Raw genomic sequence first — 24340 nt, 5'->3', positions numbered from 1 at the left:
CCCGTACGAAAAAGCCCGATGCATTGCTGCACCGGGCTTTTTCACGTTTGCTGTACTGGATCTTAGTGATCCATTGCCTTGACGATTTCTTCGGTCATCTTCTTGGCGTCACCGAGCAGCATCATCGTGCCGTCCTTGTAGAACAGCGTGTTGTCGATGCCTGCATAGCCGGAGCCAAGCGAGCGCTTCACGAAGAGGCAGGTGCGGGCCTTGTCCACATCAAGGATCGGCATGCCGTAGATCGGTGAGGACTTGTCATCACGCGCCGACGGATTGGTCACGTCATTGGCACCGATCACATAGGCAACGTCGGCCTGCGCAAATTCCGAGTTGATGTCTTCAAGCTCGAAGACCTCGTCATAAGGAACCTGCGCTTCGGCCAGAAGCACGTTCATGTGGCCAGGCATACGGCCCGCGACCGGGTGGATGGCATATTTCACTTCAACGCCATTCGCCTTCAGCGTGTCGGCCAGTTCACGCAGCGCATGCTGCGCCTGTGCAACCGCCATGCCGTAACCCGGCACGATGATGACCTTCTGCGCGTTCGCCATCAGGTAGGCCGCATCGTCGGCAGAGCCCTGCTTGACCGTGCGCTCGATGCCCTCATCCGCAGCAGCCGCGGTCTCGCCGCCAAAGCCGCCAAGGATCACCGAGATGAAGGAGCGGTTCATGCCCTTGCACATGATGTAGGACAGGATCGCACCCGACGAGCCAACCAGCGCGCCGGTGATGATCAGCGCCAGATTGCCGAGCGTGAAGCCGATACCTGCTGCCGCCCAACCCGAATAGGAGTTGAGCATGGAGACGACCACCGGCATGTCCGCGCCGCCGATCGGGATGATGATGAGCACACCCAGCACCAGCGAAAGCACGACGATCAGCCAGAAGATCGTGGTGGACTGTGTCGTCACCAGCATGGCGATCAGAACGACCAGCGCGATTGCCAGTCCCGCATTCACCACGTGGCGCATCGGCAGCATGATCGGCTTGCCGGACATGCGTCCGTCAAGCTTCAGGAAGGCGATGATGGAGCCGGTAAAGGTGATGGCACCGATTGCCACACCAAGTGACATCTCGACCAGCGCCTGGGCATGAATTTCACCCAGCGTGCCGATGCCGAAGCTTTCCGGTGAATAGAGCGCTGCGGCTGCGACCATTACGGCTGCAAGACCAACCAGCGAGTGGAACGCCGCAACAAGCTGCGGCATTGCTGTCATAGCGATGCGTTTTGCAATCACCGCACCGACGGCACCACCGATTGCCAGGCCAAGTACGATCAGCGCAAAGCCACCAAAGGACGGCGTTGCGAAGAGCAGCGTCGTGCCGATGGCGATGCCCATGCCGATCATGCCATAGACATTGCCCTGGCGGCTGGTGGTGGGATGAGACAGTCCGCGCAGTGCCAGGATAAACAGCACGCCGGAGACGAGATAGAGGAAGGATGCAAGATTGGCGTTCACGTCACTTGTCCTTCTTCTTGTACATTGCAAGCATGCGGCTGGTGACGAGGAAGCCACCGAAGATGTTCACCGAGGCCAGGATCAGCGCCACGAAGCCGAAGCCCGTCGCGAGACCCGAAGCCGAAATGCCAACCGCCAGAAGCGCACCGACCACGATCACCGAGGAAATCGCGTTGGTGACCGACATCAGCGGCGTGTGAAGCGCCGGCGTCACCGACCAGACCACGTAGTAGCCAACGAAGATCGCCAACACGAAGATGGCGAGGCGAAAGACGAACGGGTCGATCGCGCCACCCGAAGCGCCGTGTGCTGCAGCGCCCACGGCATCGGCGACCTCAGAGGCCTCCATGCCTTCCACCGCAGCGCGTACGCTGGCGGCGGCGCGCTCGAGCTGATCGAGCGCCTGTTCCAATGCGTTACCTTCCATCAGGTATCTCCCCCGCTCTTGGGTGCATCAGCCTTTGGCGCAGCCTTCCGGCGCGTGGTCTTGGCTGTGCCCGTTCCCTTGGCCGCAGACTTGCGGGCCGGTGCCTTTTTCGGAGCAACTTCCAGGCCAGGTTCCGTGCCCCCGGCTGCCTTTGCGACCTGCGGATCGGCCTTGGCAGGCGTTGCACTTGCAGCCGTGGCTGCGTCCTTGAAATTCGGATGCACGACCGAACCGTCATGGGTCAGCATCGTCGCCTTGACGAGCTCGTCTTCCATGTCGATGGCCAGCTCCTTCTTCTCCTTGTCGACCATTGTCTCGAGAAATGCGAAGAGGTTCTTGGCATAAAGCAGCGATGCGGAGGCGGCGACGCGACCGGGCACATTGACGTGACCGATGATCTTCACGTCATTCGCGGTCGTGACCACCTGGCCGGCAACAGCACCCTCGACATTGCCGCCACGCTCGACCGCAAGATCGACAATGACCGATCCGGCTTTCATCGACGCAACCATCTCCTTGGTCACGAGACGCGGTGCCGGACGACCAGGGATCAATGCGGTGGTAATGACGATGTCCTGCTTGGCGATATGATCCGCAACCAGCTCGGCCTGTGCCTTCTTCTCGTCATCGGTCAGCTCGCGAGCATAACCGCCCTCACCGGAAGCATCCTTGAGCGCTTCCGTCATGATGAATTTCGCACCGAGCGACTGGACCTGCTCACCGGCAGCAGCGCGCACATCGGTCGCAGTCACGACCGCGCCAAGGCGGCGTGCCGTAGCGATTGCCTGCAGACCGGCAACACCGGCACCCATGACGAAGACCTTGGCAGCGGGAACCGTGCCTGCAGCCGTCATCATCATCGGCAGCGCGCGATCATACTCGGCAGCAGCATCGATCACCGCGCGGTAGCCCGCGAGGTTGGCCTGCGAAGACAGGACGTCCATGCTCTGTGCGCGTGTGATGCGCGGCATGAACTCCATCGCAAAACCGGTAACGCCGGCCTTGGCCATGGCAGCCACTTCGGCTTCATTGCCGTAAGGGTCCATGGTGGCAATGACCACCGCACCCTTCTTATAGGTGGAAAGTTCAGAAGAAGTCGGGCGTCGCAGCTTGAGAACAATATCGGCTTTCGCCGCTTCCCTTGCGCTTGCAATGGTCGCACCGGCCTTCTCGAAATCGCTGTCGAGAATACGCGACAGCGTGCCGGCACCCTTTTCAATGTAAACTTCGAAGCCAAGACTCGAGAGTCGCTTCACCGTATCAGGTGACGCGGCAACCCGAGGCTCGCTGGCATCGAGCTCTTTGGGCACGAATAGTCTCTGTCCCACCGTCAGTTCCTTTCGGTTGGACCATCCCCCGCCTCAATTTTCTGGCCCGTCAGGTACCGGGCCATGTGCGCACTTAGCGCATCAGCCACCCCCCAAGGGCGCAGATGAGAACAAAGAGAATGGTGCTGGAGAAAAAGCCTGCAGATGTGAAGAAGCCAAAGGCCATCGCGATGAGAAGCGCGATCACGACCAGGCTCGAATATTTCGTGATGGTCAGGAACAGGTTGTAGGTACGCTCGTGCTCGGCGTAGTCCATTTCGGCGCCAGTTTCGGCCGGTCCGGTAGGCATATGTTCAGCCATCGCTTCAACCCCTTGGGAATAGAATTGGAAAGGGGCATAGCGAAAGATTTGGCGAAGAGCAATGCCGCGCTCGTACCAAATGGTACGTTTGAACAGCCTCAAGCGGCTGTTTAAAAACTTAAATCGGGATAAATAACCATTTGGTTACGAAAGCCACCGCTTTCGACGTTTGTAGTGTTTCACATTGCGGAAGGAGCGCCGCCCCTCGCCGCCTACGCCCAGATAGAACTCCTTGACGTCCTCGTTCTCGCGCAGGGCGCTCGCCTCGCCATCCAGAACGATGCGTCCCGATTCAAGGATATAGCCATATTTGGCGTAGCGCAGAGCAACATTTGTGTTCTGCTCGGCAAGAAGGAAGGAAACTCCCTGCTCCTCGTTCAGCTTGCGCACGATCTCGAAGATTTCTTCCACGAGCTGCGGGGCAAGACCCATGGACGGCTCATCCAGCAGGATCATCTTGGGCCGCGACATCAAGGCGCGCCCGATCGCCGTCATCTGCTGTTCGCCACCGGAAGTATAACCCGCCTGGCTGTTGCGTCGCACCTTCAGGCGCGGGAAATATTCATAGACCATTTCCAGGTCCTGCCTGATAGCCGATTGTCCGTCTCGTCGAGTGAACGCGCCGGTCAGCAGATTGTCCTCCACCGACAAATGCCCGAAGCAGTGGCGTCCCTCCATCACCTGGATGCAGCCGGACCGCACCAGATCATTGGGTGACTGGTTCTGCACCTGATCGCCGTCAAAGACGATATTGCCCTTCGTCACCTCACCACGCTCGGCATGCAGCAGGTTCGAGATGGCCTTCAATGTCGTTGTCTTGCCAGCACCGTTGGCCCCAAGCAGTGCGGTGATGCCGCCGCGAGGCACGGTCAGCGAGACACCCTTGAGCACGAGGATCACGTGATCGTAGATGACCTCGATATTGTTGACCTCGAGGATCGGTTCAGCTGGCTGTGCGGCAGGTGACGGATTGGACATTGGATTAAGCCTTGAGCCTTCGACTTCGCGCTTGGCATGCGCTTCTTCTGGTTCGCTCCTCCCCGCCGGCCAACCGGCGCAGGCGGGGAGGATCTGGATGCATCAGGTTTCAGGCTTGCGCCTTACATGCTGCACTCTTCGTTGACGGGCCAAGGCGCGTTCGCCTCGGCATATTCCTTCGCCTTTTCTTCTTCGAGCGGGCGAATGACATCGCGGTCGGCCTTCAGAAGATCCGACGCCTTCACGAATTTCGAGCCATCCCATTCGAGGATCCAGCCACCGCCGTGGCCGGTATGGTCCGCACAGGAGGTGGAGAACGGCACCAGCATGCCTTCGGCACCAAGCTCTGCAAGACGCGCCTCGTCGAGCGTGATGTTCTCAAGCCCCCAGCGAACCTGCTCGGCATCCGGGTTCTGCGTGTCGAACTCCTCCTGTGCTGCGCGAATGCCTTCGACAAGCATCAGGGAGATCATGACCCCACGCTGGTAGAAGACGCTGTCGAACTCGCCCTCACCCTGATTGATCTGGGACTTGCCGGCATCAATCACGTGCTTCTTGATGTCCTGCATCAGTGACGATTCGGAGTTCGGAACGCTCCAGGAGATGGAGCGATAGCCCTTACCCTGTTCGCCGATCAGCTTCAGGTCGCCATCATGGCCGGACCACCACACGCCGTAGAACTGATCCATGGGATATTTGGTCTTGGCGGCTTCCGTCATGGCGCCGGCATTCATGGCGCCCCAACCCCACATGATGACATTGTCGGGGCGCTCGCGGCGGATCTGAAGCCACTGCGCGGACTGGTTCTGCATCTCGGTCAGGCCCACCGGGATCGGCACCAGCTCAAAGCCGTGCTCGGCCGAAAGCTTCTCAAGAAGCGGCAGGGGCTCCTTGCCGAAAGGGTGATCGAGATGCAGGAAGGCGATCTTCTTGCCGTTGAGGGTCGTCAGGTCACCCCCGGAAATGTCCTGCAGGATCATGTAGGCACCATCCCAATAGGAGGATGGCGGGTTGTAGGCCCACTGAAAGACCTTCCCGTCCGCCATGGCCGAGAAGCCGTAGCCGGGAGCCAGGATCGGAATGTTGTCGACATTGGACTTGGGCAGAACCTGCAGCGTGATGCCCGTCGACCAGGGCTGCGTGACAACCGCATTGGCCTTGGTCTTCTCGTAGCACTCGACACCCTTCTCGGTGTTGTAGCCGGTCTCGCACTCGTCATAGACAAGCTTGGTGCCGTTGAGGCCGCCATCACGCTCGTTGAGCATGGTGATGTAGTCACGCTGGCCGTTCATCAAGGGCGTGCCGGTCGAGGCAAAGGGGCCCGTGCGGTAGGAAAGGTTCGGCACATAGATGCCGTCACCCTGCGCGCTGGCCGGACCGGTGAGCATCACCGTCGCAACCAGTGCCGTCGAAACGGCAGCTTTTCTGATCCAGTGTTTCATTCTCATCTCCTCCACTTGCCTGCATTTTCCGTTCTGGAAGGGGCAGGCCACCCGGTTGGCAGCCAGTCCGTCAGTGCGGGAATGGCCACAATATCAGTTTCTCGCGGATCATGGCCCAGAAGCGGGCCAGCCCGTGTGGCTCCACGATCAGGAACGTGATGATGAGCGCACCCACGAGCATGACGTTCAGATGTTCGACAGTGGCCGAGCCGATCGGAATGCCGAAGGCCTCCGGGACGCTGCCGATGATCACCGGCAGGGCAACGATGAGGATCGCGCCGAGATAGTTGCCAAGGATCGAGCCGAGCCCTCCAATGATGGCAATGAACAGCACGCGGAACGACAGCGGGATATCAAACAGGTTCGCCTCTGCCGCACCGCGCCACAGGAACACGAACAGCGCACCCGACACGCCGACAATGTAGGACGACACGAAGAAGGCGGTCAGCTTCGCGCGCATCAGATTGATGCCGACGAGTTCGGCAGCGATGTCCATGTCACGCACCGCCTTCCACATGCGCCCGATGCGACCGCGCGTGATGTTGATGGCAAAGAAGGTCATCGCGCAGACAAAGCAGAGCACGAAATAATACTGCGTGATTGCTTCGGCACGAGGGCCCGCGACGGTTATGCCGAACATCTCGATATTCGGCACCTGGATAGCGCCCGAAGCATTGTAGTTGTAAAGCCACGCCCATTTCTGGAACAGCCACACGAGGAAGAACTGCGCAGCCAGCGTGGCGATCGCCAGATAGAAGCCCTTGATCCTGAGCGATGGCAGGCCGAAGAGCACACCAACCGCTGCCGAGAAGAAACCGGACATCGCGATGGCGATAACGATGTTCATCTCCGGGAAGATGGTGAGCAGCTTGTAGCAGGCATAAGCGCCTACCCCCATGAAGGCACCAGTACCCAGCGAAAGCTGCCCGGCGTAACCCGTAAGGATGTTGAGACCCAATGCTGCCAAAGAATAGATCAGCACCGGTATCAGCAGGGCCCGAAAGGCGAACTCGCTTGCAGTCAGCGGAAACACGACAAAGGCGAGCAGCAGGATGAAACCCAGCAGATAGGCATCCTGGCGCACCGGAAAGAGCGCGTGATCGGCCTCATAGCTGGTCTTGAACTGGCCGGCTGTACGATAGAACATGTCTTACACCCGCTCGATGATGCGTTCGCCAAAGAGGCCTTGCGGACGGAACAGGAGCACGATCAGCGCCAGAACATAGGCGAACCACATCTCCGTGTTGCCGCCCAGCAGCGGCTGGCCCCAATAGATCTCGAAGAGCTTTTCCAGAATGCCGATGGCAAGCCCGCCAATGATGGCTCCCATGACACTTTCCAGCCCGCCCAGCATGAGAACAGGCAAAGCCTTGTAGGCAATGACCTCCAGCGCGAAGGACACACCGGCGCGCGCGCCCCAGACAATGCCCGTGGCCAGCGCGATGACGCCGGCGATGAACCAGACGATCACCCAGATCGTGGAAAGTGAAATGCCCACCGAAAGTGCCGCCTGGTGATCGTCACCCAGCGCGCGAATGGCGCGGCCGATCTTGGACTTGTTCAGGAAAAGAAGCAGCACGCCAACCAGCAGGATCGCGCCGATAACCGCGGTCAGGTCCTTCTGCTCGATGGAGACGAAACCGCCGAAGGGTTCCAGCGTGAAGCTGCCGGTGGGGATACCCAGCTGCTCGGTGATCATCACCTTGTTTTCGCCGCCAAAGATTATCTCGCCAAGCCCGATCAGGAACAGCGTGATGCCGATGGTTGCCATGAACAGGATGATGTCTGGCTGGTTGACCAGAGGCCGCAGCACCGCGCGCTCGATGGCGACTGCCAGCATGAACATGACGCCGAGCGTCAGAGGCAGTGCCAGAAGCGCGGGCACACCTTTCTCATGCAGGCCAACAAGCGTGAGGGCCGCGAATACCACCATGATGCCCTGCGCGAAGTTGAAGATGCGCGAGGATTTGAAGATCAGAACAAAGCCCAACGCGATGAGCGCATAGAGAACGCCGCCCACCAGACCTTCCCATAGCACCTGAAGGAGAAAGTCGGGTGCAGCGATCATGTCCGCGAAGGGATCGACGAAAATGCCTTTGAGAGTGTCCATGATCGCTCCTTAGCCAGCCAGACCCGGAAAGAGGCCGAGAAGGCCGACAATGATGAGATAGAAGGCCACGATGTAGTTGAGCAGCCTCGGGAAGATGAGGATGAGCACGCCCGCGATGAGCGAGACGAGCGGAGTAAGTGTGAAATCCATCGCCGCCTCCTTCAGTGCGGAACGCCCAGATAGGCGTCGATCACATCCTGGTTGTTCTTGACTTCGTCGGGCGTGCCGTCGGCGATCTTCTTGCCGTAATCCAGCACCACCACGCGGTCGGAAAGATCCATCACCACGCCCATATCGTGCTCGATCAGGGCGATGGTGGTGCCGCGCTGCTGATTGACGTCGATAATGAAGCGGCTCATGTCTTCCTTTTCCTCGAGATTCATGCCCGCCATGGGCTCATCGAGGAGAAGAAGGCTGGGTTCCATCGCCAATGCGCGACCCAGCTCGACGCGCTTCTGCAGGCCGTAGGGCAGCTTGCCGACGGGGGTGCGGCGGATATGCTGGATCTCGAGAAAGTCGATGATCTCCTCGACCTTTTCGCGATGTTCGATCTCCTCCTGCAAGGCCGGCCCGCGCCACAGCATCTGCCAGAGCAGGTTGCGCTTCATCATGACCGAACGCCCCGCCATGATGTTGTCGAGCGTCGACATGCCCTTGAACAGCGCCACATTCTGGAAGGTGCGGGCAATCCCCTGCCCCACCGCCTCATGCGGTTTCATGGAGCGGCGCTCCTTGCCGCGGAAGATGATCGTGCCTTCCTGCGGGGTATAGAAGCCGTTGATGACATTGAGCATCGAGGTCTTGCCGGCACCGTTGGGACCGATGATCGCGCGGATTTCACCCTGCTTCACATTGAGCGAAATGTCGGTGATGGCCTTCACGCCGCCGAAGGCGAGCGACACATTGCGCACATCCAGAAGAATGTCTTCCTCTTCGCGCGTCTTCATGGCTTCGGGATCGGCTCTCATATTCATTCCGCCGCCTCCATCACCGGACTGTCAAAGGGGAAGACTTCCGCATCCTCGATGCGCACGGTCGCGCGGATGATGCCCTTGCGGCCGTCCTCATAGGTGACCTGCGTCTCGACATATTTTTCGCTGGAACCGTCATAGAGCGCCTCGATCAGTTCGCCGTAGCGGTCCGCGATGAAGGAACGGCGCACCTTCTGCGTACGGGTCAACTCGCCGTCATCAGCGTCCAGCTCCTTGTGCAGCACAAGGAAGCGACGCACCTGTGAACCGGCCATCAAGGGCTCGGCAGCAAGCTTTCGATTGGCCTCGGCCACATGCTGCGCAATGGTCTCGTAGACCCGCGGATGACCTGCAAGTTCCTGGTAGGAGGCATAGGCGATATTGTTGCGTTCCGCCCAGTTGCCGACAGCGGTCAGATCGATATTGATGAAGGCGGCGCAAAATTCCCGCTCATGCCCGAACGCCACCACTTCCTTGATCTCGGGGAAGAACTTCAGCGCATTCTCGATATATTTTGGCGCAAAGAGCGAGCCGTCCGCGAGTTTGCCGACATCCTTGGCACGGTCGATGATGCGAAGCTGGCCATCGCTGTCGAGGAAACCCGCATCGCCGGTATGCACCCAGCCATCCGGCGTCTTGGTCTCACGCGTGGCCTCGTCATTCTTGTAGTAGCCCATGAAGACGCCCGGCGAGCGATACATGACCTCGCCATTCTCCGCGATGCGGATCTCCACTTCGGGCGATGGCAGCCCGACCGTCTCAGGCTTGATGCCGCCATCGGGCTGCGCGGTGATGTAGACGCAGGCCTCGGTCTGTCCATAGAGCTGCTTGAGATTGAGGCCGATGGACCGATAGAAGCGGAAAAGCTCCGGCCCGATCGCCTCACCTGCCGTGTAACCAACGCGCAGGCGGGAGAAGCCGAGGCGGTTTTTCAGCGGACCGTAGACGAAGAACTCGCCGAGCGAATAGAGCACCCTGTCCTTCAGCCCGACCGTCTTGCCATCAAGAATGGGCTCGCCAACCTTGCGTGCATGGGCAAGGAAATAGTCGAACATCTTCTTCTTGATACGGCCAGCATCTTCCATGCGCACCATGATCTGGGTGAGAAGCGTTTCGAAAACGCGCGGTGGTGCGAAGAAATAGGTCGGCGCGATTTCGCGGCGGTCCTCGTTCACCGTCTCCTGGCTTTCCGGGCAGCTTACGCAGAAACCGGCCGTATGCGCCTGCGCCACCGAGAAGACGTGGTCGCCGACCCAAGCCAACGGCAGATAAGCGATGACACTTTCATTCTCGTCCAGATTGTCGAAGCGATTGCCATTCAGCGCCGAGCGCACCAGGCTTTCGTTTGAAAGCATGACGCCCTTGGGGCGACCCGTCGTGCCCGAGGTGTAGAGCATGACGCCCAGATCCGCTCCCGATCCCTGCTCGACTTCCGCCTCAAAGCGCGCGGCAGAGTTGGGCTCGCGTTCCATGATCTCCAGGCCCTTGGCACGGACCTCTGCATAGTCATGGAGATGGGTATGGTCATAGTCCCTCAGACCGCGCGGCTCGTCATAGATGATCTCGGTCAGACGCGGCACATCGCCTGCAACCGACAGAAGCTTGTCCACCTGCTCCTGATCCTCGACGACGGCATATTTGACCTCGGCATGATCAAGCACATAGGCCATCTCTTCGGCGACGGAATCCGCATAGACTGGGACCGGTACGCCTCCTAGCGCCTGAGCGGCGATGAAGGTCCAGTAGAGCCGTGGACGGTTGGTGCCGATGACGGCAATCCGATCACCGCGCTTGAAGCCGATCGCCTGCAGACCCAGTGAGAAAGCGCGAACCTCCTCGCACTGCTGATCCCAGGTCCAGCTCTGCCAGATGCCGTAATCCTTGTGCCGCATCGAAGGCCTGCCTTTGAAGCGCTCGGCATTCAACAGCAGATACTTCGCAAGCGTGTCGGGTGACGCGGGTTTCTGCGCCAAGCCGTATCCTCCCATTAGGGCGGCGAACCGCCGTGCAACGCGCGAACGCGCTGCTTCTCCCTTGCTCCCACCGGCGCGAATGTCTCCCGCATCCTGCATCGGCGCAGGCACCGGGTCCTCCACCCGAAGCCTGATGTTTCATGGAGGTTTTCACGATTTGCAGAAGGTGGCAACACGGCGCTTGACAGACAAACAGCGGATGTGCAGTTATTATAGGGGGACCTGTGAGTGTGTGCGAAAATTCACGAACAGCTTTGCGAGACTGGACGCCCCTGAAGCTCTCCCTCAGACATCATAACAGGCAAGAACCTCAGGTTCATGGACCGTGATCTTGCCATGAGCAGCAGTAAGCAGGCCTTCCTCTTCCAGTTCCTTGAGTGCCTTGTTCACCACCTGACGTGAGACACCAGCCAGAAGGCCGAGCTCTTCCTGGCTTATCTCGATCTCCCGGCGTGTCGCGGGATACAGCACCGGGTTGAAGAACCAGGACAGGTTCCGTGCGACTCGCGCCTTGGGGTGCAGGATACGGTCATATTCGATGGTCGCAATGAACTGCCCCATGCGCTCATTGAGCTGGCGCACCAGGAAGCGGTTGAAGCCCTTGGAATTCTCGTAAAGCCACATGAATGTGGCCCGCTGCATCATCCACATGCGTGTGTCGCGGATGGCGACCAGATCGTATTTGCGCGGCTCGTCCTTCAGCACCGATCCTTCGCCGAACCAGCTGCCTGTTGCTGCACCCGCAAAGGTCATTGCCTTTCCCTGAGCGGATATCGCGCTGATCTTGATGAGGCCGTCGGCAACACCCGTCCAATAGTCCAGCTTGTCATCGCGGTGGCAGATATAGACGCCCTTCTGATAGACACGCTCTACCATTCCCCGGGCGGCACGCTCCAGCTCTTCAGCTGTCAGTTCACCAGCCCAGATAGTCGATCTCGCCGTGTCTACCGAAATGCTCATGCCTCTCCCGTTCCTGCCCATTGCAGGCCAGGATCAGCTTAGGCGATTCTGATCATCTAAGGGAGGGTGAAGCAGTTTCACCCCAATCGGGTGAAACCGCTAACTCGCGCGCTGAAACGTGTTCAGGCGCATGCGCTGAAAATCCTAGGCGTTTATGATGCACTCGACATTGCTGCCACAGCGGTCCCGCCTCGACAAGAACTCCCGCTGCATACGCCTGAGACTGGCCCGACCCACGCCATCGGTCAGGGATCGGGTGCGGAATACATGGTCGAGACCTGTTCATCGAGCCGAAGGCCTGGATTGTTGCAAATTGTCCCCTCGGTTGGCGACTACCGCGCCGAACAGCTGAAGGACTGGGCCGAGACCGGCCCGGGATAGCCAAACCCATTGCAGCAGCCACAAAAAGTCGCGTTGCAACCTCCCTCAGGCATCTTTCCCAGCAGTTGATTTTGCCGTCAGGGCGCATCCCGCACAACCCCTGTGCGCAATTGCAAGCCTTCTGTAGGCCAAACCCGGATCAGGCAGCGTTGAGCTGATACTTCGCGGTGGGGAGAACTGTAAGAGGTGTAGTTGCGCCAGGTTCGCGTGGTGCGAACAGCATCTTCTGCTCCGCCCGTGTGGAAAGGAAGAACGGGAAGCGCGTCACGATCGGCCCGAATTCCTTCGCGCATACCCCTCCATAGAGCATCAAGGGAATGCTGATCGGCGGATAGCTGCGCGGCGGTGCCATCTCCCGCGCGCCGAAAATCCGACGATAGAACGCAGTATGTTCCTGACGGATGAGACAGGCGCAATAGGTGGAGCGGAACCAGGAATAACCGACGATTACCAGACGCAGTGCCACATAGGGCAGCACGCGGTAATCCTTGTTCAACTCGGGATCGGCCGCGAACATGGACGGATTGATGCAGCTCGCCCCCTGCTCGATCATCGGCATCATCACGTCACCAAACCCCTTGGTGACCGGCCCATGCGGATTTTCGCGATCAATCTGATGCAAACGCACGGTTGCCACGAGGCGGTTGTCGATGAAGATGCCGAAGCAGTGACTGTTGGGCAGTTCGTCGAGGCTGTCCTTCACCATGCGTGCATTGGAGTCGGTGACAAAACCGTGCGGACGATACGCCTTGTAGCGCAGGCGATAGATCGCCTCGAGATCTTCGCCCGTCTCGCAGCGTCTGTACTCGGTGCGCTCAAGAAGCTTGAGCACATTGCCAACAAGCGCCGAGTTGCCCAGACTGTGGCGACCGCCGCTATTGCCACCTGCATCTCTTGCCGTGGAAATGTGAATTCCCATACCCGACCCCCGTCGCTAACTGAATCCTATGCCAAAGAGCGAAAGAGGCAAGCGATTTTCGCGTTAAACGAGTTTACCTTGCGTTAAGGTTAATATTCGTCACGCGTGGTGGGATAGAGATCGCGCCGGAGACGGTCAATGAATCTATTGTTTCAGGAGAAAACAGGCCGTCAGGCGCGTGCCGGCAATAGTGCCTGCTGCAACTCGCTGCCGAACGACCAGCTCGATTGGGACATGGTCTTGATACCCGATGCGCTAAGTGCTGAACCGAACAGGAACCCCTGCACGAGGTCGGGCTGCACCGCAATCGAGAGCGTTTTGAGCTGACCGAAGGTCTCCACGCCTTCCACTGTGATGGCCAGACCAAGATTGCGCGAAAGTTCCACCACACCGGTGATCAGCTTGAGTGAGCGCTCGTCGCTGGTAATGTCGGCAACGAAGCTGCCATCGATCTTGACCTTGTCGAGCGGAAGCGTGTGCAGATAGCTCAGGCTTGAATAGCCAGTGCCGAAATCGTCGAGCGCGATGCTCACGCCGAGCCCCTTCAGCGCCTGAAGATATTCACGCGTGGCCTGCTGATCGTCGAGCAGCGCTGTTTCGGTGACCTCGATCTCGAGGCGTGCCGGGTCGAGCCCCGTATCCTCCAGCACATGCCGAACCTTGTCGACGATGCTGGGATCGTGGAAGTCCTTGGCGGAAAGATTGACCGAGACCCGCAGATGCTCGGGCCATGTCGCGCATTCGCGGCAGGACACTTCCAGCACCATTGCGGTGATCTCCGACACGATCCCCATTTCCTCCGCCAAGGGAATGAAGATTGCAGGCGAGATCGGACCGAGTTCCGCATGGTGCCAACGGCAGAGCGCTTCGCTGCCGGCAATCTGCATGTTGCGCATGTCGACGATGGGCTGGAAAACCACCCGCAAAGCCCGTGTCTCGATTGCATTGCGCAGATCGGCCTTGAGTGTCTGGCGGTTGCGGAATGCGGCATCCATTTCCTGCTCGAACAGGCGCCAGCCGTTCTTGCCAAGATCCTTCGCCTGATAGAGGGCGAGATCGGCCTTCACGGTCAGCTCATCTACAGTCGCGTCACTGGCCCGCGAAATGGCCGCGCCGCAGCTTGCCTGCACGCGAAGCAAATGGCCGGTGACATCAACCTCGCCATTGAGATGTTCGAGAATGGCCTCCATGCGCAATGACAGGTCGTCACGACTGTCGAGACGATCGAAATAGATCATGAACTCGTCGCCGCCGAAGCGGCTGACCCGGACATCTTCACCGGCAATCTCGGAAAGTCGCTCGCCTACGGCATAGATCAGGCCGTCACCGACAGGATGACCTAGCGTGTCATTGATGGACTTGAAGTCATCCAGGTCGAAAACCGCAAGCGCGCAATAGCGTTTCGGGTCGCCCGACTGCATCAGGTCACTGACGAGTTCGTGGAAATAGCCTCGATTGGGTAGCCCGGTCAGGTTGTCGTAGCGCGCCATGAAACGGATCTTCTCTTCCGCCTGGATGCGGCCGGTGACTTCCTCGAAGGTTATGACACCAAGCTCGTCCCGCCCTTCCCGGGCAGAGAACTCGAGATGACGCCCATCGAGCAAACGCAGCAGAACCTTTCGGTTGCGCCCTTCCCGCAAGGCGGAGGTCAGTTGCACCTGTGCGTTGCGGCATTCCTTGCGATCCAGAAGACCGGCAGCCACGCCGCGCGCCAGAAGTGCCTGGATACTGCGTCCCACCGCCTGCTCGACGGACCTGAAGCCCAGCGTTTCCGTAGCCTGGGCATTGGCCACCACCACACGACCGGCCGCATCGAACATGATGAGGCCATGCGACATCGTGTTGAGCGCACGGTTGAACCTATGCGCCAGCCTTGAAGAGCGAACCTGTTCGCTGATCGCGGTGAACAGGACTTCTCGTACCAGCCGCGCCATCTTCATCACCACCATCATGAAGGGCGCGATGAACATGCCCAGGATGAAATGATAGATGTCACCCTTGAGGACGAGCGCGATAGAGATCGGAGCAACGACGGTCAGCGTCAGGATCGAAACCATTCGGGGAGAGCCGTAATTGCGTCCGGCGATGGTTATCGTGCCGCAGAGCACAGCCGAGACGGCCGCAAGCTCGGAAAACGGATCCTGACTCCAGTAGACGGCGAAAAAACCGAAGCTGCCAACCACCAGGCCGTGGACAGAACCCCAGATAATGTAGCGCTGCTCCCAGTGCAGCGCCGATGGATAATCCGAGATGAGTGCGTGGTCGACGCGTGTGATCAGAAAATAGCGCGCGAAACCGGCAAAAAGCATGAGAGCGCCCATCACAAGATGCGCGGTCATGCCGGTTTTTACATAGAGAAGGACGGCAATGGCAGCAAAACAGGCCGCGCCGAGCGGCAGCACGCCGACATCCTGAAACAGCGAGCGGATATAACCGACATAGACGTCTTCAGGTATATAGCTTTTCTGCTTCTTCACTGCCCGTCCCCATTGACGAGCGGAGCATTACACAACCCGATTAAGAAAGGTTTAGTGCCCGAATCGCCGACAAAACCTTTCTAACAGTCTTATTCGGCTGCGTGGAGGACCGGATCCGGATCGTTCTGCTTCAGTCTTTCAAGAAGACGAGTGCGCTCCGCCTGCGCCCGCTCCACATGCGCCTCCTTCACGTGGCCATAACCACGAACAAGCTCGGGAACCGCCGCAAGAGCGGCCGCCGCATCGAGACGCGAAGCGGAAATCTCACGCTCGATGAGGTCGAGATCGGCTTCATATTCCGCCAGCAGCCGCCGCTCCATCTTGCGTTCATCGGTGTGGCCGAACGGGTCTAGCGCAGTTCCACGCAGTTTGCGGAAGCGGGCCAGAAGGCCAAATGCCTTCATCATCCATTGACCATAGCGCGCCTTTTTCAGATGCCCGTTCTCATCACGCTTCGCCAGTAGCGGCGGCGCGAGATGGAACTCCAGGCTCTCATAGCTCTCGAATGCACCCTCGAGCTGCTTCCTGAAGCTGCCGTCGGTGTAGAGGCGCGCGACCTCATATTCGTCCTTGATGGCCATAAGCTTGAAGAGATTGCGCGCAGCGTGCTCGGTGACGCGCGTGGAGCCGGGAACAGCGCGATCCTCCGCCTGCCGCAACTGCTCGATGCGCTGACGATACCGCTCTGCATAGGCAGCGTCCTGATAATCCGTCAGGAAGTTAACGCGACGCGCAATGATGTCCTCGAGGCTCGTGGCAATCTCGCGACCGGCAGCCGGTGCGGCATCGGCCACCAGCTTGCGCACATGTTCCGGATCATGCGCTGCGCGGCGTCCCCAGCGGAAAGCAGCGATATTCATCGATACGGCCTGCCCGTTCAGGTGTATGGCCTTTTCGATGGCTTCGTCGGAAACCGGAATGCCGCCGAGCTGATATGCCATGCCGAGCATGAACATGTTTGCGCCAATGGAATTGCCAAGCAGAACGGTGGCCGTACGCGTTGCATCAAAGAAATGCGCGTGCCCCTCGCCAGCCGCCTCGCGAACAGCCTTCTTCAGCCGCTCGACGGGCAGTGAGAAATCGGCGGATCGGGCAAAGTCTCCCGGCATGACCTCCGCGGTATTGGCCACGAACAGCGTGTGATCGTGCCGCACGGCAGCCAAGACCTTGCGCGCGCCTGAAACAACGAGGTCACAGCCCAGCACCAGATCAGCCTTGCCTGCTGGAACGCGGATGGAATGGACGTCGGCAGGCGTTTCGGCAATCTTCAGATGCGAAAAGACCGCACCACCCTTCTGGGCAAGACCGGCCATGTCGATGATGCCTGCCCCCTTGCCTTCCATGTGAGCGGCCATGCCAAGGATTGCCCCGATGGTCACCACACCGGTACCGCCGATGCCGTCGACGACACCGGCCCAACCGCCCACGCCCAGCGGCATGATTTTCGCGGGCGGCACACCGTCAAGCGGATCGCTGCCATTGGTGTCACCCTTCACCTTCTTCAGCTTGCCGCCATGAACGGTTACGAAGGAAGGGCAGAAGCCGTTGACGCAGGAGAAGTCCTTGTTGCAGCTCGATTGATCGATCATGCGCTTGCGGCCGAACTCGGTTTCCACCGGCTGCACCGAGACACAGTTGGATTTGACGCCGCAATCGCCGCAGCCTTCGCAGACGAGCTCGTTGATGATGACGCGCTTGTCCGGATCGGGAAACGTGCCGCGTTTGCGGCGGCGGCGCTTCTCGGCAGCACAGGTCTGATCATAGAGCAGGACCGTGACGCCCTTTTCCTCGCGCAACTCGCGCTGCACCTGGTCCAGGTCATCGCGGTGATGGATGGTGGAACCGGCAGGGAAACTGATCTTGCCTTCATACTTTTCCGGTTCATCGGAAACGACGGCGATACGCTTGACGCCTTCCGCGCGCACCTGGGCGGCGATCATGTCAACCGTCAGCCCGCCTTCATGGGGCTGGCCTCCGGTCATGGCGACCGCATCATTGTAGAGGATCTTGTAGGTGACGTTCAGCCCCGCCGCGACCGCAGCACGCAGCGCAAGCGAACCGGAATGGTTGTAGGTGCCGTCACCCAGATTCTGGAAGAAGTGCTCCCGCTTGGTGAAGGGTGCCTGTCCGATGAACTGTGCGCCCTCGCCACCCATTGCGGTAAAACCGACGGTGCCGCGTTCCATCCACAGCGCCATGAAATGGCAGCCGATACCGCCACCGGCGATGGAGCCTTCCGGCAGATTGGTTGAGGTATTGTGCGGGCAACCGGAGCAGAAATGGGGCCGCCTCAGCGCCACGTCCTGCGTGTCGGCCAACATCGCCTGGAACTGGCGCAGCTTCGAGACACGTGCGGCGATCTCTTCGGAATGGCCGATATGCTTGAGGATGCGCTCGCCGATGGTAATGGCGATGTGGTTGATGTCGAGCGAACCCATGGGCGAGAAAAGCCGCTCGTCGCGATCGTCCTTCTTGCCGATGATGATGGGCTGGGTGGCAGTGCCGTAGAGGTTTTCGCGGAGCTGGACCTCAACCAGCGACCGCTTCTCCTCCACCACGATGACCATGTCGAGGCCCTGGATGAACTGCGCCATGTGCTGGTAGTCGAAGGGCCACGGGGCCGCGACCTTGAACAGGCGCAGGCCGATCGTGTTCGCGCGTTCTTCGTCGATTCCAAGCTCGTCGAGTGCCTGACGCACATCGAGGAAACTGGTGCCAAGCGTGATGATGCCGATCTTCGGGTTGCGACCGCCGGTATAGACCATGCGGTTAAGGCCGTTGGCAGTGATGAAGGCCGCTGCCGCTTCGCGCTTGAAGTCATGGAGCCGCTGCTCCTGGCCAAGCATGTTGACTTCGTGGCGGATATTCAGTCCGCCCTCTGGCATATCGATCTCGGGAAGAACGATGTTCAGCCGCTCCATGGCGACATCAACGGAAGCTGTGGACTCGATATTGTCCTTCACGCATTTGATCGCCGTCCAGGTGCCCGCGAAACGCGACAGAGCGTAGCCGTAGAGACCGTAATCGATCAGTTCCTGCACGCCGGCAGGATTGAGGATCGGCACCATGGCATCGACGAACGCAAATTCGCTGGAATTGGCGACGGTGGAGGATTCGGCCGTGTGGTCGTCGCCCATCAGAGCGAGAACGCCACCGTGCCTGGACGAACCTGAAGCATTGGCATGGCGGAAGACGTCGCCGGTCCGATCAACACCCGGCCCCTTGCCGTACCACAGCGCAAACACGCCGTCATATTTGCCCTCGCCAAGAAGCTCCGACTGCTGGGAACCCCAGCACGCGGTGGCTGCTAGTTCCTCGTTCAGACCCGGCTGGAAGACAACATCACGTTCGCCAAGCTCCTTGCGTGCCTTCCACAGCTGCTGATCAAATCCGCCGAGCGGAGACCCGCGATAGCCGGAAACAAAGCCCGCCGTATTCAACCCGGCCTGGCGATCCCGCTCGCGCTGCATGAGAAGCATTCGGATGACCGCCTGCGACCCTGAAACGTAGATGCGTTCCTTGGTAAGATCGTATTTGTCATCAAGCGACACGTCATGCAGCGTCATGAATTCCATCCTCCTCTGCAGCCTTCCAAGTTCCTCCAAAGAAGGCTGCAGGGTAAAGTTTTCTCCTGCATTCGTTGCAGGTCAAACCTTTTCGAACAGTTTGAAAAAACAGCAAGAGCATGCCGCGGAGAGGCTACCTTACCGAAATTATATTAGCTTTGAACCAGACTTGCGGAACGAATATAACAGCTTGGTTCCTTGGGGAATTTGGCGTACCTGCCCCTCGCCTGCTCTTCCATGCACAGAAACAGCGCCAATGCCGCCTATTTTTGTGTTTCAGGCAACTTTTGCCCGTCCGACAAAGCTGGTAAGTACGCCCGCCCGCCATTGATGCGATATCGGACATGGAAACGGGCAGAACCACCCACTTTCCGGGGATCGGGGAGAATGATGATGATCGCGGACATGCCGCATAGAAGACGGCTTTGCGACGGGGGGATTTGAAATGCGAATGCTCGCATTGCTCGTCCGCATGATTAGCGGACTGAATGCCTTGATAGGCAATATTTTCTCATGGCTGGCACTGGCGATCGTGCTTGTCTGCTTCACCGTCGTGGTGCAGCGCTATGTCTTCTCCACAAGCTTTGTGTGGATGCAGGATCTCTATATCTGGTTGAATGGCGCCATGTTCACGGCGGTAGCGGGCTTTGCCCTGCTGCGAAACGACCATGTGCGCGTCGACATTTTCTACAGGCCGGCCAGCACCCGCAACAAGGCGATCGTAGATATGATCGGTGTCGTCCTGTTTCTCCTGCCCTTCTGCTGGATCGTCGCATATTACGGCTGGTCCTTCGTGTCCCGTTCCTGGCGACTGGGTGAGGCGTCGGCGAATGTCGGCGGCATGCCGGGTCTGTTCATCCTGAAGAGCTTTATCATCGCCTTTGCGGTGCTGATCGCGCTGCAGGGCATCGCCATGGCGCTGCGCTCCATCCTGGTGCTTGCCGGGCAGGAAGAACTGTTGCCTGAGAAGCTGCGCTACGAGCGTCAGGAAAGTTTCGAAGAACATACGGCAGGTACGTGATGGATCCGATCATTCTGGGTGAATTCCTGTCGGGGATCATGTTCTTCGGCATTATCGGCATGCTGCTTCTGGGCTTTCCGGTTGCCTTCACGCTTGCCGGTGTCTCGCTGATGTTCGGCGCGGTCGGCATGTGGTTCGGTGTCTTTGACCCATCAAATTTCGGCAGCCTTGCCAACCGCTATATCGGCTTCATGACCAATGAGGTCCTGGTTGCCGTACCGCTCTTCATCTTCATGGGCGTGGTGCTGGAGCGTTCCAAGATCGCCGAGCAGCTTCTCCTGACAATGGGCAAGCTTTTCGGCAATCTGCGCGGCGGCCTTGGCATGTCCGTCATCATCGTGGGCGCGCTTCTTGCCGCCTCCACCGGTGTTGTCGGCGCAACCGTGGTCACGATGGGCCTCATCTCGCTGCCCGCAATGCTGCGCGCCAATTATGATCCGCGGCTGGCATCCGGCGTCATCTGCGCATCCGGTACGCTCGGCCAGATCATCCCGCCATCCACGGTGCTGATCTTCATGGGTGACATGCTGTCGGGCATCAATTCGCAGGTGCAGATGGCGAAGGGCAATTTCGCACCGGTCCCCGTTTCTGTGGGCGATCTTTTCGCAGGTGCGCTGCTGCCGGGCATTCTTCTGGTCGGCCTTTATCTCGCTTGGACCATCTTCAAGGCCTTCACCGACCCGGAATCCTGTCCTGCGACGCCGGTTCCGGCGGATGAGAAGAAGCAGCTGATCGGCGAGGTCTTCACAGCACTCCTGCCGCCACTGCTCCTCATCATGGCGGTGCTCGGATCAATCCTCGGAGGCATTGCTACTCCGACGGAAGCTGCATCGGTAGGTGCGGTGGGCGCGATGGTATTGGCGGCGTTCCGCTGGCGCCTCTCCTTCAACATGCTGCGCGAGGCGGTGGTATCGACCGCCACCATCACCTGCATGGTCTTCATCATCCTGTTCGGCGCTTCGGTCTTCTCGATCGTCTTCCGCCTGATGGGTGGTGACAATCTCGTTCACGAGTTCCTGTCGAATCTGCCGGGTGGAACCCTGATGGCGGTAGCCGTGGTGATGGCCATCATGTTCCTGCTCGGCTTCATCCTCGACACCTTCGAGATCATCTTCATCGTGATCCCGATCACCGCGCCAATTCTTCTGGCACTCGATGTGGATCCGGTATGGCTCGGTGTTCTGGTGGGTGTGAACCTGCAGACCAGCTTCCTCACCCCGCCCTTCGGTTTCGCACTGTTCTATCTGCGTGGTGTGGCCCCGAACGCCGTCTCGACCGCGATGATCTACAAGGGCGTCATACCCTTCGTGTTCCTGCAACTGGCAGCCATCGCGATCATGTTCGCCTTCCCGGAAATCGCCACCTGGCTGCCGCGGGCGATCTACAACTAGGCAAACCGCCTGACGAACAAGAAAAAGCCCGGGATGGCCGAACCATCCCGGGCTTTTTTCCTACTCTTTCAGTAGCAATCAGATCTTGAAGAACTTCTCGCGTGCCTGAATGAAGGCGCCGTCGGTGCCTTCGGAGCGGGTGCGCAGCACGTTGAGGGCTTCGATGAAACTCTCGGTCGTCTTCTTGACCAGCGCGTCGTCGGAATCGCGCAGCTCGCCGAGGATTTCCGCTGCAGCCTTGCCGCCGGCTTCCATGATCTCGTCGGGGAACTGGCGGACCGTCACGCCATGATCGTTGATGAGCGTCTGAAGCGCACGAGGATCATTCGCGTAGAAGTCGGACGCAACCTGGTCATATTCTGCCTGCGAAACATCGCGGATGATTGCCTGCAGATCTTCCGGCAGTTCCTGATACTTCGCCTTGTCGACAACGAGCTCGGTCGCCAGGCCCGGCTCGACGAAGCTTGGGAAGTAATAATTCTTGGCAACCTGATAGAAGCCGAGTGCCAGATCGTTGTACGGACCCACGAATTCTGCAGCATCGAGCGTGCCCGACTGCAGGGCCTGGAAGATTTCGCCGGCAGCCATGTTGGTCACGGTCGCGCCAAGCTTCTCCCAGACGCGGCCACCAAGGCCCGGCGTGCGGAAACGAAGGCCCTTGACGGAATCAACGCCCGTCAGCTCCTCGCGGAACCAGCCACCGGCCTGCGTGCCCGTATCGCCCGACAGGAACCCCTGAAGGCCGAACTGGTCGTAGATCTCGTCCCAAAGTTCCTGGCCGCCCATATAACGCACCCAGGCGGTCAGCTCGCGCGAGGTCATGCCATAGGGAACGCCGGTGAAGAAGGCGAGCGCCGGGCTCTTGTTCTGCCAGTAATAGGCTGCACCGTGGCTCATCTCGGCCGAACCGTCGATGACTGCGTCCAGCGACTGCAGCGGCGGCACAAGTTCGCCTGCGGAATAGACCTGAATGGTCAGGCGGCCACCGGAAGCGGCAGTGATGCGGTCGGCAAGACGCTGCGCGCCTACACCAAGACCCGGAAAATTCTTCGGCCAGGTGGTGACCATCCGCCAGGTCTGGTTGCCCTGCGCGATGGCCGGAGCGGCGAGCGTGGCAGCGCCAACACCTGCAGCACCTGCAAGACCGGCTTTCTTGATGAATGAACGGCGATCCATGGATTACCTCCCCAAATATGCGGATCGAAAGAACGAGATCGGGAACAGATGGGCGGGAACGCCCATGCCGATATCGGCGCGTATAAATACATGCGACGCCTGCCAAGTCCAGTTTTGTTGCGCGAAACGCAACGGCGCGGAAACAATCTGTTTTTCAACGGTTAACGGGTGACGCAATATGCGCCTCCCCTTGTGGCCGACATATGTTCAGCTAGATTGGCTATACGTATCGAAACCCCTGGAACTCACGCATGTCCAAGCCTCTGATCGCTGTTTCCACCGATGTGAAATCCTTCGAGAACTACGAGTGGCATGCAGCCCCCGAACAGTATCTGCGCGCAGCCATTCGGGCCGCCGGCGTCACGCCGCTGCTCGTGCCGTCATTCGAGGGTGAGCTCGATCTGGATGTCATATTGGATGGCGTGGATGGTGTGATGCTCACGGGCTCGAAATCCAATGTCTGGCCGGAGCTCTATGGCGAAGAAGCCACGGAGGGCAACGGGCCATATGACCGGCGCCGTGATGGCACAACGATCCCGCTCATCCGTGCGGCCATCAAGAGAGGTATTCCGCTTCTGGCCATCTGCCGCGGCATTCAGGAACTGAACGTGGCAATGGGTGGCAGTCTGGCGACGGAGCTCCAGGAGCTGCCCGGGCGGATGGATCATAGGGCTCCGGAAAATGCCACCCAGGACGAGCGGTTCGCGATACGGCAGGATATCAAGATCAAGGCAGGATCCTGCCTCGCAGATATCTTCAATAGCGAGGCTGTGCGTGTGAACACGATCCACCGCCAAGGGATCGACAGACTGGGCGAAGGTCTTGATGTCGAAGCCGTGGCTCCTGACGGAACTGTCGAGGCGGTCTCGGTCCGCGGCACCAAGGCTTTTGCCGTCGGTGTTCAATGGCATCCCGAATACTGGGCGGAGAGCGACGCCCCCTCACGACAGATTTTTGCAAGCTTCGGCGAAGCTGTTCGCGCGCATCATGCCGCGCGCCACGCGCGCAGCGATGCAGCCTGATTTCAGTTTTCGGCGGTGAGCACCATCATCGGCGACACAGGCTTCAAGGACTCATAGGCCACGCCATCGGCAGCGAAAAACTTTGCGACCACTTCGCCGCTGTCGGCGGCGAGCACCAGATCGCCTGTTCCGTCCTTGCGCCAGTAACGCACTTTCCTGAGCGCTGGAACCGCAGACGAACAGTCCCCGTTCACAAGCACGGCATTGTCGACATCCGTGGGCTTACCGGAGGAGATGGTGCAGGTTTCGTCATGACCCGCCACGCTCAGCCGAAACTGTGCCACCTCGCTCTTGGCGGCCACGATGGCAGCAGCGCCATCATCTTCGGCCGCCGAGAGGACGAGCGGAGCCGCACCAACGAGTCCGGCAAGCAGGAGTCCGGTAACCAGTAGCTTCATAGTTGGGCCTCGCTTCAAATCAGTCCCAACTATGGTGCA

Annotated in this window: 20 protein-coding genes; 3 read left to right on the top strand and 17 right to left on the bottom strand. The window is 59.4% G+C overall.

All coding sequences use genetic code 11. The features are described 5' to 3' along the window. Positions 1-62: 62 nt before the first annotated feature. From EL18_RS00545 to EL18_RS00480, 15 genes are all read right to left on the bottom strand, one after another. Positions 63-1460, bottom strand: a complete 1398-nt coding sequence (locus EL18_RS00545; protein ID WP_036478679.1) for an NAD(P)(+) transhydrogenase (Re/Si-specific) subunit beta — start codon at positions 1458-1460, stop codon at positions 63-65. 1 nt (position 1461) lies between these two features. Further along, positions 1462-1887 carry a proton-translocating transhydrogenase family protein gene (locus tag EL18_RS00540; protein ID WP_036478677.1) on the bottom strand — a complete coding sequence of 142 codons (426 nt, stop codon included), beginning with the start codon at positions 1885-1887 and terminating at the stop codon, positions 1462-1464. Beyond that, positions 1887-3215 carry a Re/Si-specific NAD(P)(+) transhydrogenase subunit alpha gene (locus tag EL18_RS00535; protein ID WP_036478674.1) on the bottom strand — a complete coding sequence of 443 codons (1329 nt, stop codon included), beginning with the start codon at positions 3213-3215 and terminating at the stop codon, positions 1887-1889. The genes EL18_RS00540 and EL18_RS00535 overlap by 1 nt, the downstream gene beginning before the upstream one ends. A gap of 73 nt (positions 3216-3288) precedes the next feature. Then, positions 3289-3516 (bottom strand): aa3-type cytochrome c oxidase subunit IV, encoded by a 228-nt coding sequence (locus tag EL18_RS00530; RefSeq protein WP_036478671.1) that lies wholly within the window; start codon positions 3514-3516, stop codon positions 3289-3291. Between the two features lie 144 nt (positions 3517-3660). Then, positions 3661-4494, bottom strand: coding sequence for an ABC transporter ATP-binding protein (locus EL18_RS00525; protein ID WP_036478669.1), 834 nt, complete (start codon positions 4492-4494; stop codon positions 3661-3663). Positions 4495-4616: 122 nt separating this feature from the next. Then, positions 4617-5936 carry an ABC transporter substrate-binding protein gene (locus EL18_RS00520; RefSeq protein WP_036478666.1) on the bottom strand — a complete coding sequence of 440 codons (1320 nt, stop codon included), beginning with the start codon at positions 5934-5936 and terminating at the stop codon, positions 4617-4619. A 70-nt stretch (positions 5937-6006) separates the two neighbouring features. Further along, positions 6007-7083: a branched-chain amino acid ABC transporter permease gene (locus tag EL18_RS00515; protein ID WP_036478663.1), complete on the bottom strand. Its 1077-nt coding sequence runs from the start codon at positions 7081-7083 to the stop codon at positions 6007-6009. A gap of 3 nt (positions 7084-7086) precedes the next feature. Next, positions 7087-8046, bottom strand: coding sequence for a branched-chain amino acid ABC transporter permease (locus EL18_RS00510; RefSeq protein WP_036478661.1), 960 nt, complete (start codon positions 8044-8046; stop codon positions 7087-7089). A 9-nt stretch (positions 8047-8055) separates the two neighbouring features. Continuing rightward, positions 8056-8196 (bottom strand): DUF3096 domain-containing protein, encoded by a 141-nt coding sequence (locus EL18_RS17440; protein ID WP_081871044.1) that lies wholly within the window; start codon positions 8194-8196, stop codon positions 8056-8058. Between the two features lie 11 nt (positions 8197-8207). Beyond that, a complete protein-coding gene (locus tag EL18_RS00505) occupies positions 8208-9014 on the bottom strand; it encodes an ABC transporter ATP-binding protein (protein ID WP_425277142.1) in 807 nt (268 codons plus the stop codon). Positions 9015-9016: 2 nt separating this feature from the next. Further along, positions 9017-11005 (bottom strand): AMP-binding protein, encoded by a 1989-nt coding sequence (locus EL18_RS00500; RefSeq protein WP_244444564.1) that lies wholly within the window; start codon positions 11003-11005, stop codon positions 9017-9019. 270 nt (positions 11006-11275) lie between these two features. Beyond that, complete coding sequence (locus EL18_RS00495; protein ID WP_036478656.1) at positions 11276-11950, bottom strand: Crp/Fnr family transcriptional regulator; 675 nt, start codon at positions 11948-11950, stop codon at positions 11276-11278. A 520-nt stretch (positions 11951-12470) separates the two neighbouring features. Next, on the bottom strand, positions 12471-13250 hold the full coding sequence (locus EL18_RS00490; protein ID WP_036478654.1) for an N-acyl amino acid synthase FeeM domain-containing protein: 780 nt from the start codon (positions 13248-13250) through the stop codon (positions 12471-12473). Between the two features lie 170 nt (positions 13251-13420). Further along, complete coding sequence (locus EL18_RS00485; RefSeq protein WP_036478652.1) at positions 13421-15727, bottom strand: putative bifunctional diguanylate cyclase/phosphodiesterase; 2307 nt, start codon at positions 15725-15727, stop codon at positions 13421-13423. Between the two features lie 89 nt (positions 15728-15816). Beyond that, on the bottom strand, positions 15817-19293 hold the full coding sequence (locus EL18_RS00480) for an indolepyruvate ferredoxin oxidoreductase family protein (protein WP_036483522.1): 3477 nt from the start codon (positions 19291-19293) through the stop codon (positions 15817-15819). A 445-nt stretch (positions 19294-19738) separates the two neighbouring features. Here EL18_RS00480 and EL18_RS00475 point away from each other — a divergent pair, with 445 nt between their 5' ends. Both EL18_RS00475 and EL18_RS00470 read left to right on the top strand, forming a co-directional pair. Next, positions 19739-20314: a TRAP transporter small permease subunit gene (locus EL18_RS00475; RefSeq protein WP_036478651.1), complete on the top strand. Its 576-nt coding sequence runs from the start codon at positions 19739-19741 to the stop codon at positions 20312-20314. Beyond that, the gene (locus EL18_RS00470) at positions 20314-21705 is read left to right on the top strand and encodes a TRAP transporter large permease (RefSeq protein WP_036478649.1); all 1392 of its coding nucleotides are present in this window, start codon (positions 20314-20316) and stop codon (positions 21703-21705) included. The genes EL18_RS00475 and EL18_RS00470 overlap by 1 nt, the downstream gene beginning before the upstream one ends. 78 nt (positions 21706-21783) lie before the next feature. On the opposite strand, the gene EL18_RS00465 is transcribed toward EL18_RS00470, so the two are convergent. Continuing rightward, a complete protein-coding gene (locus tag EL18_RS00465; protein WP_036478647.1) occupies positions 21784-22881 on the bottom strand; it encodes a TRAP transporter substrate-binding protein in 1098 nt (365 codons plus the stop codon). A 251-nt stretch (positions 22882-23132) separates the two neighbouring features. Between EL18_RS00465 and EL18_RS00460 the strand changes: the two genes are divergently transcribed. After that, complete coding sequence (locus tag EL18_RS00460; protein WP_036478645.1) at positions 23133-23903, top strand: gamma-glutamyl-gamma-aminobutyrate hydrolase family protein; 771 nt, start codon at positions 23133-23135, stop codon at positions 23901-23903. A 2-nt stretch (positions 23904-23905) separates the two neighbouring features. Here the strand turns inward: EL18_RS00460 and EL18_RS00455 are convergent, their stop codons facing one another. After that, on the bottom strand, positions 23906-24301 hold the full coding sequence (locus EL18_RS00455; protein WP_036478642.1) for a hypothetical protein: 396 nt from the start codon (positions 24299-24301) through the stop codon (positions 23906-23908). Positions 24302-24340: the final 39 nt, after the last annotated feature.

Source organism: Nitratireductor basaltis (assembly GCF_000733725.1).
Classification (GTDB): Bacteria; Pseudomonadota; Alphaproteobacteria; order Rhizobiales; family Rhizobiaceae; genus Chelativorans; species Chelativorans basaltis.
The sequence above is the reverse complement of the archived record's forward strand: the minus strand, read 5'-3'. Positions and strand labels throughout refer to the sequence as shown.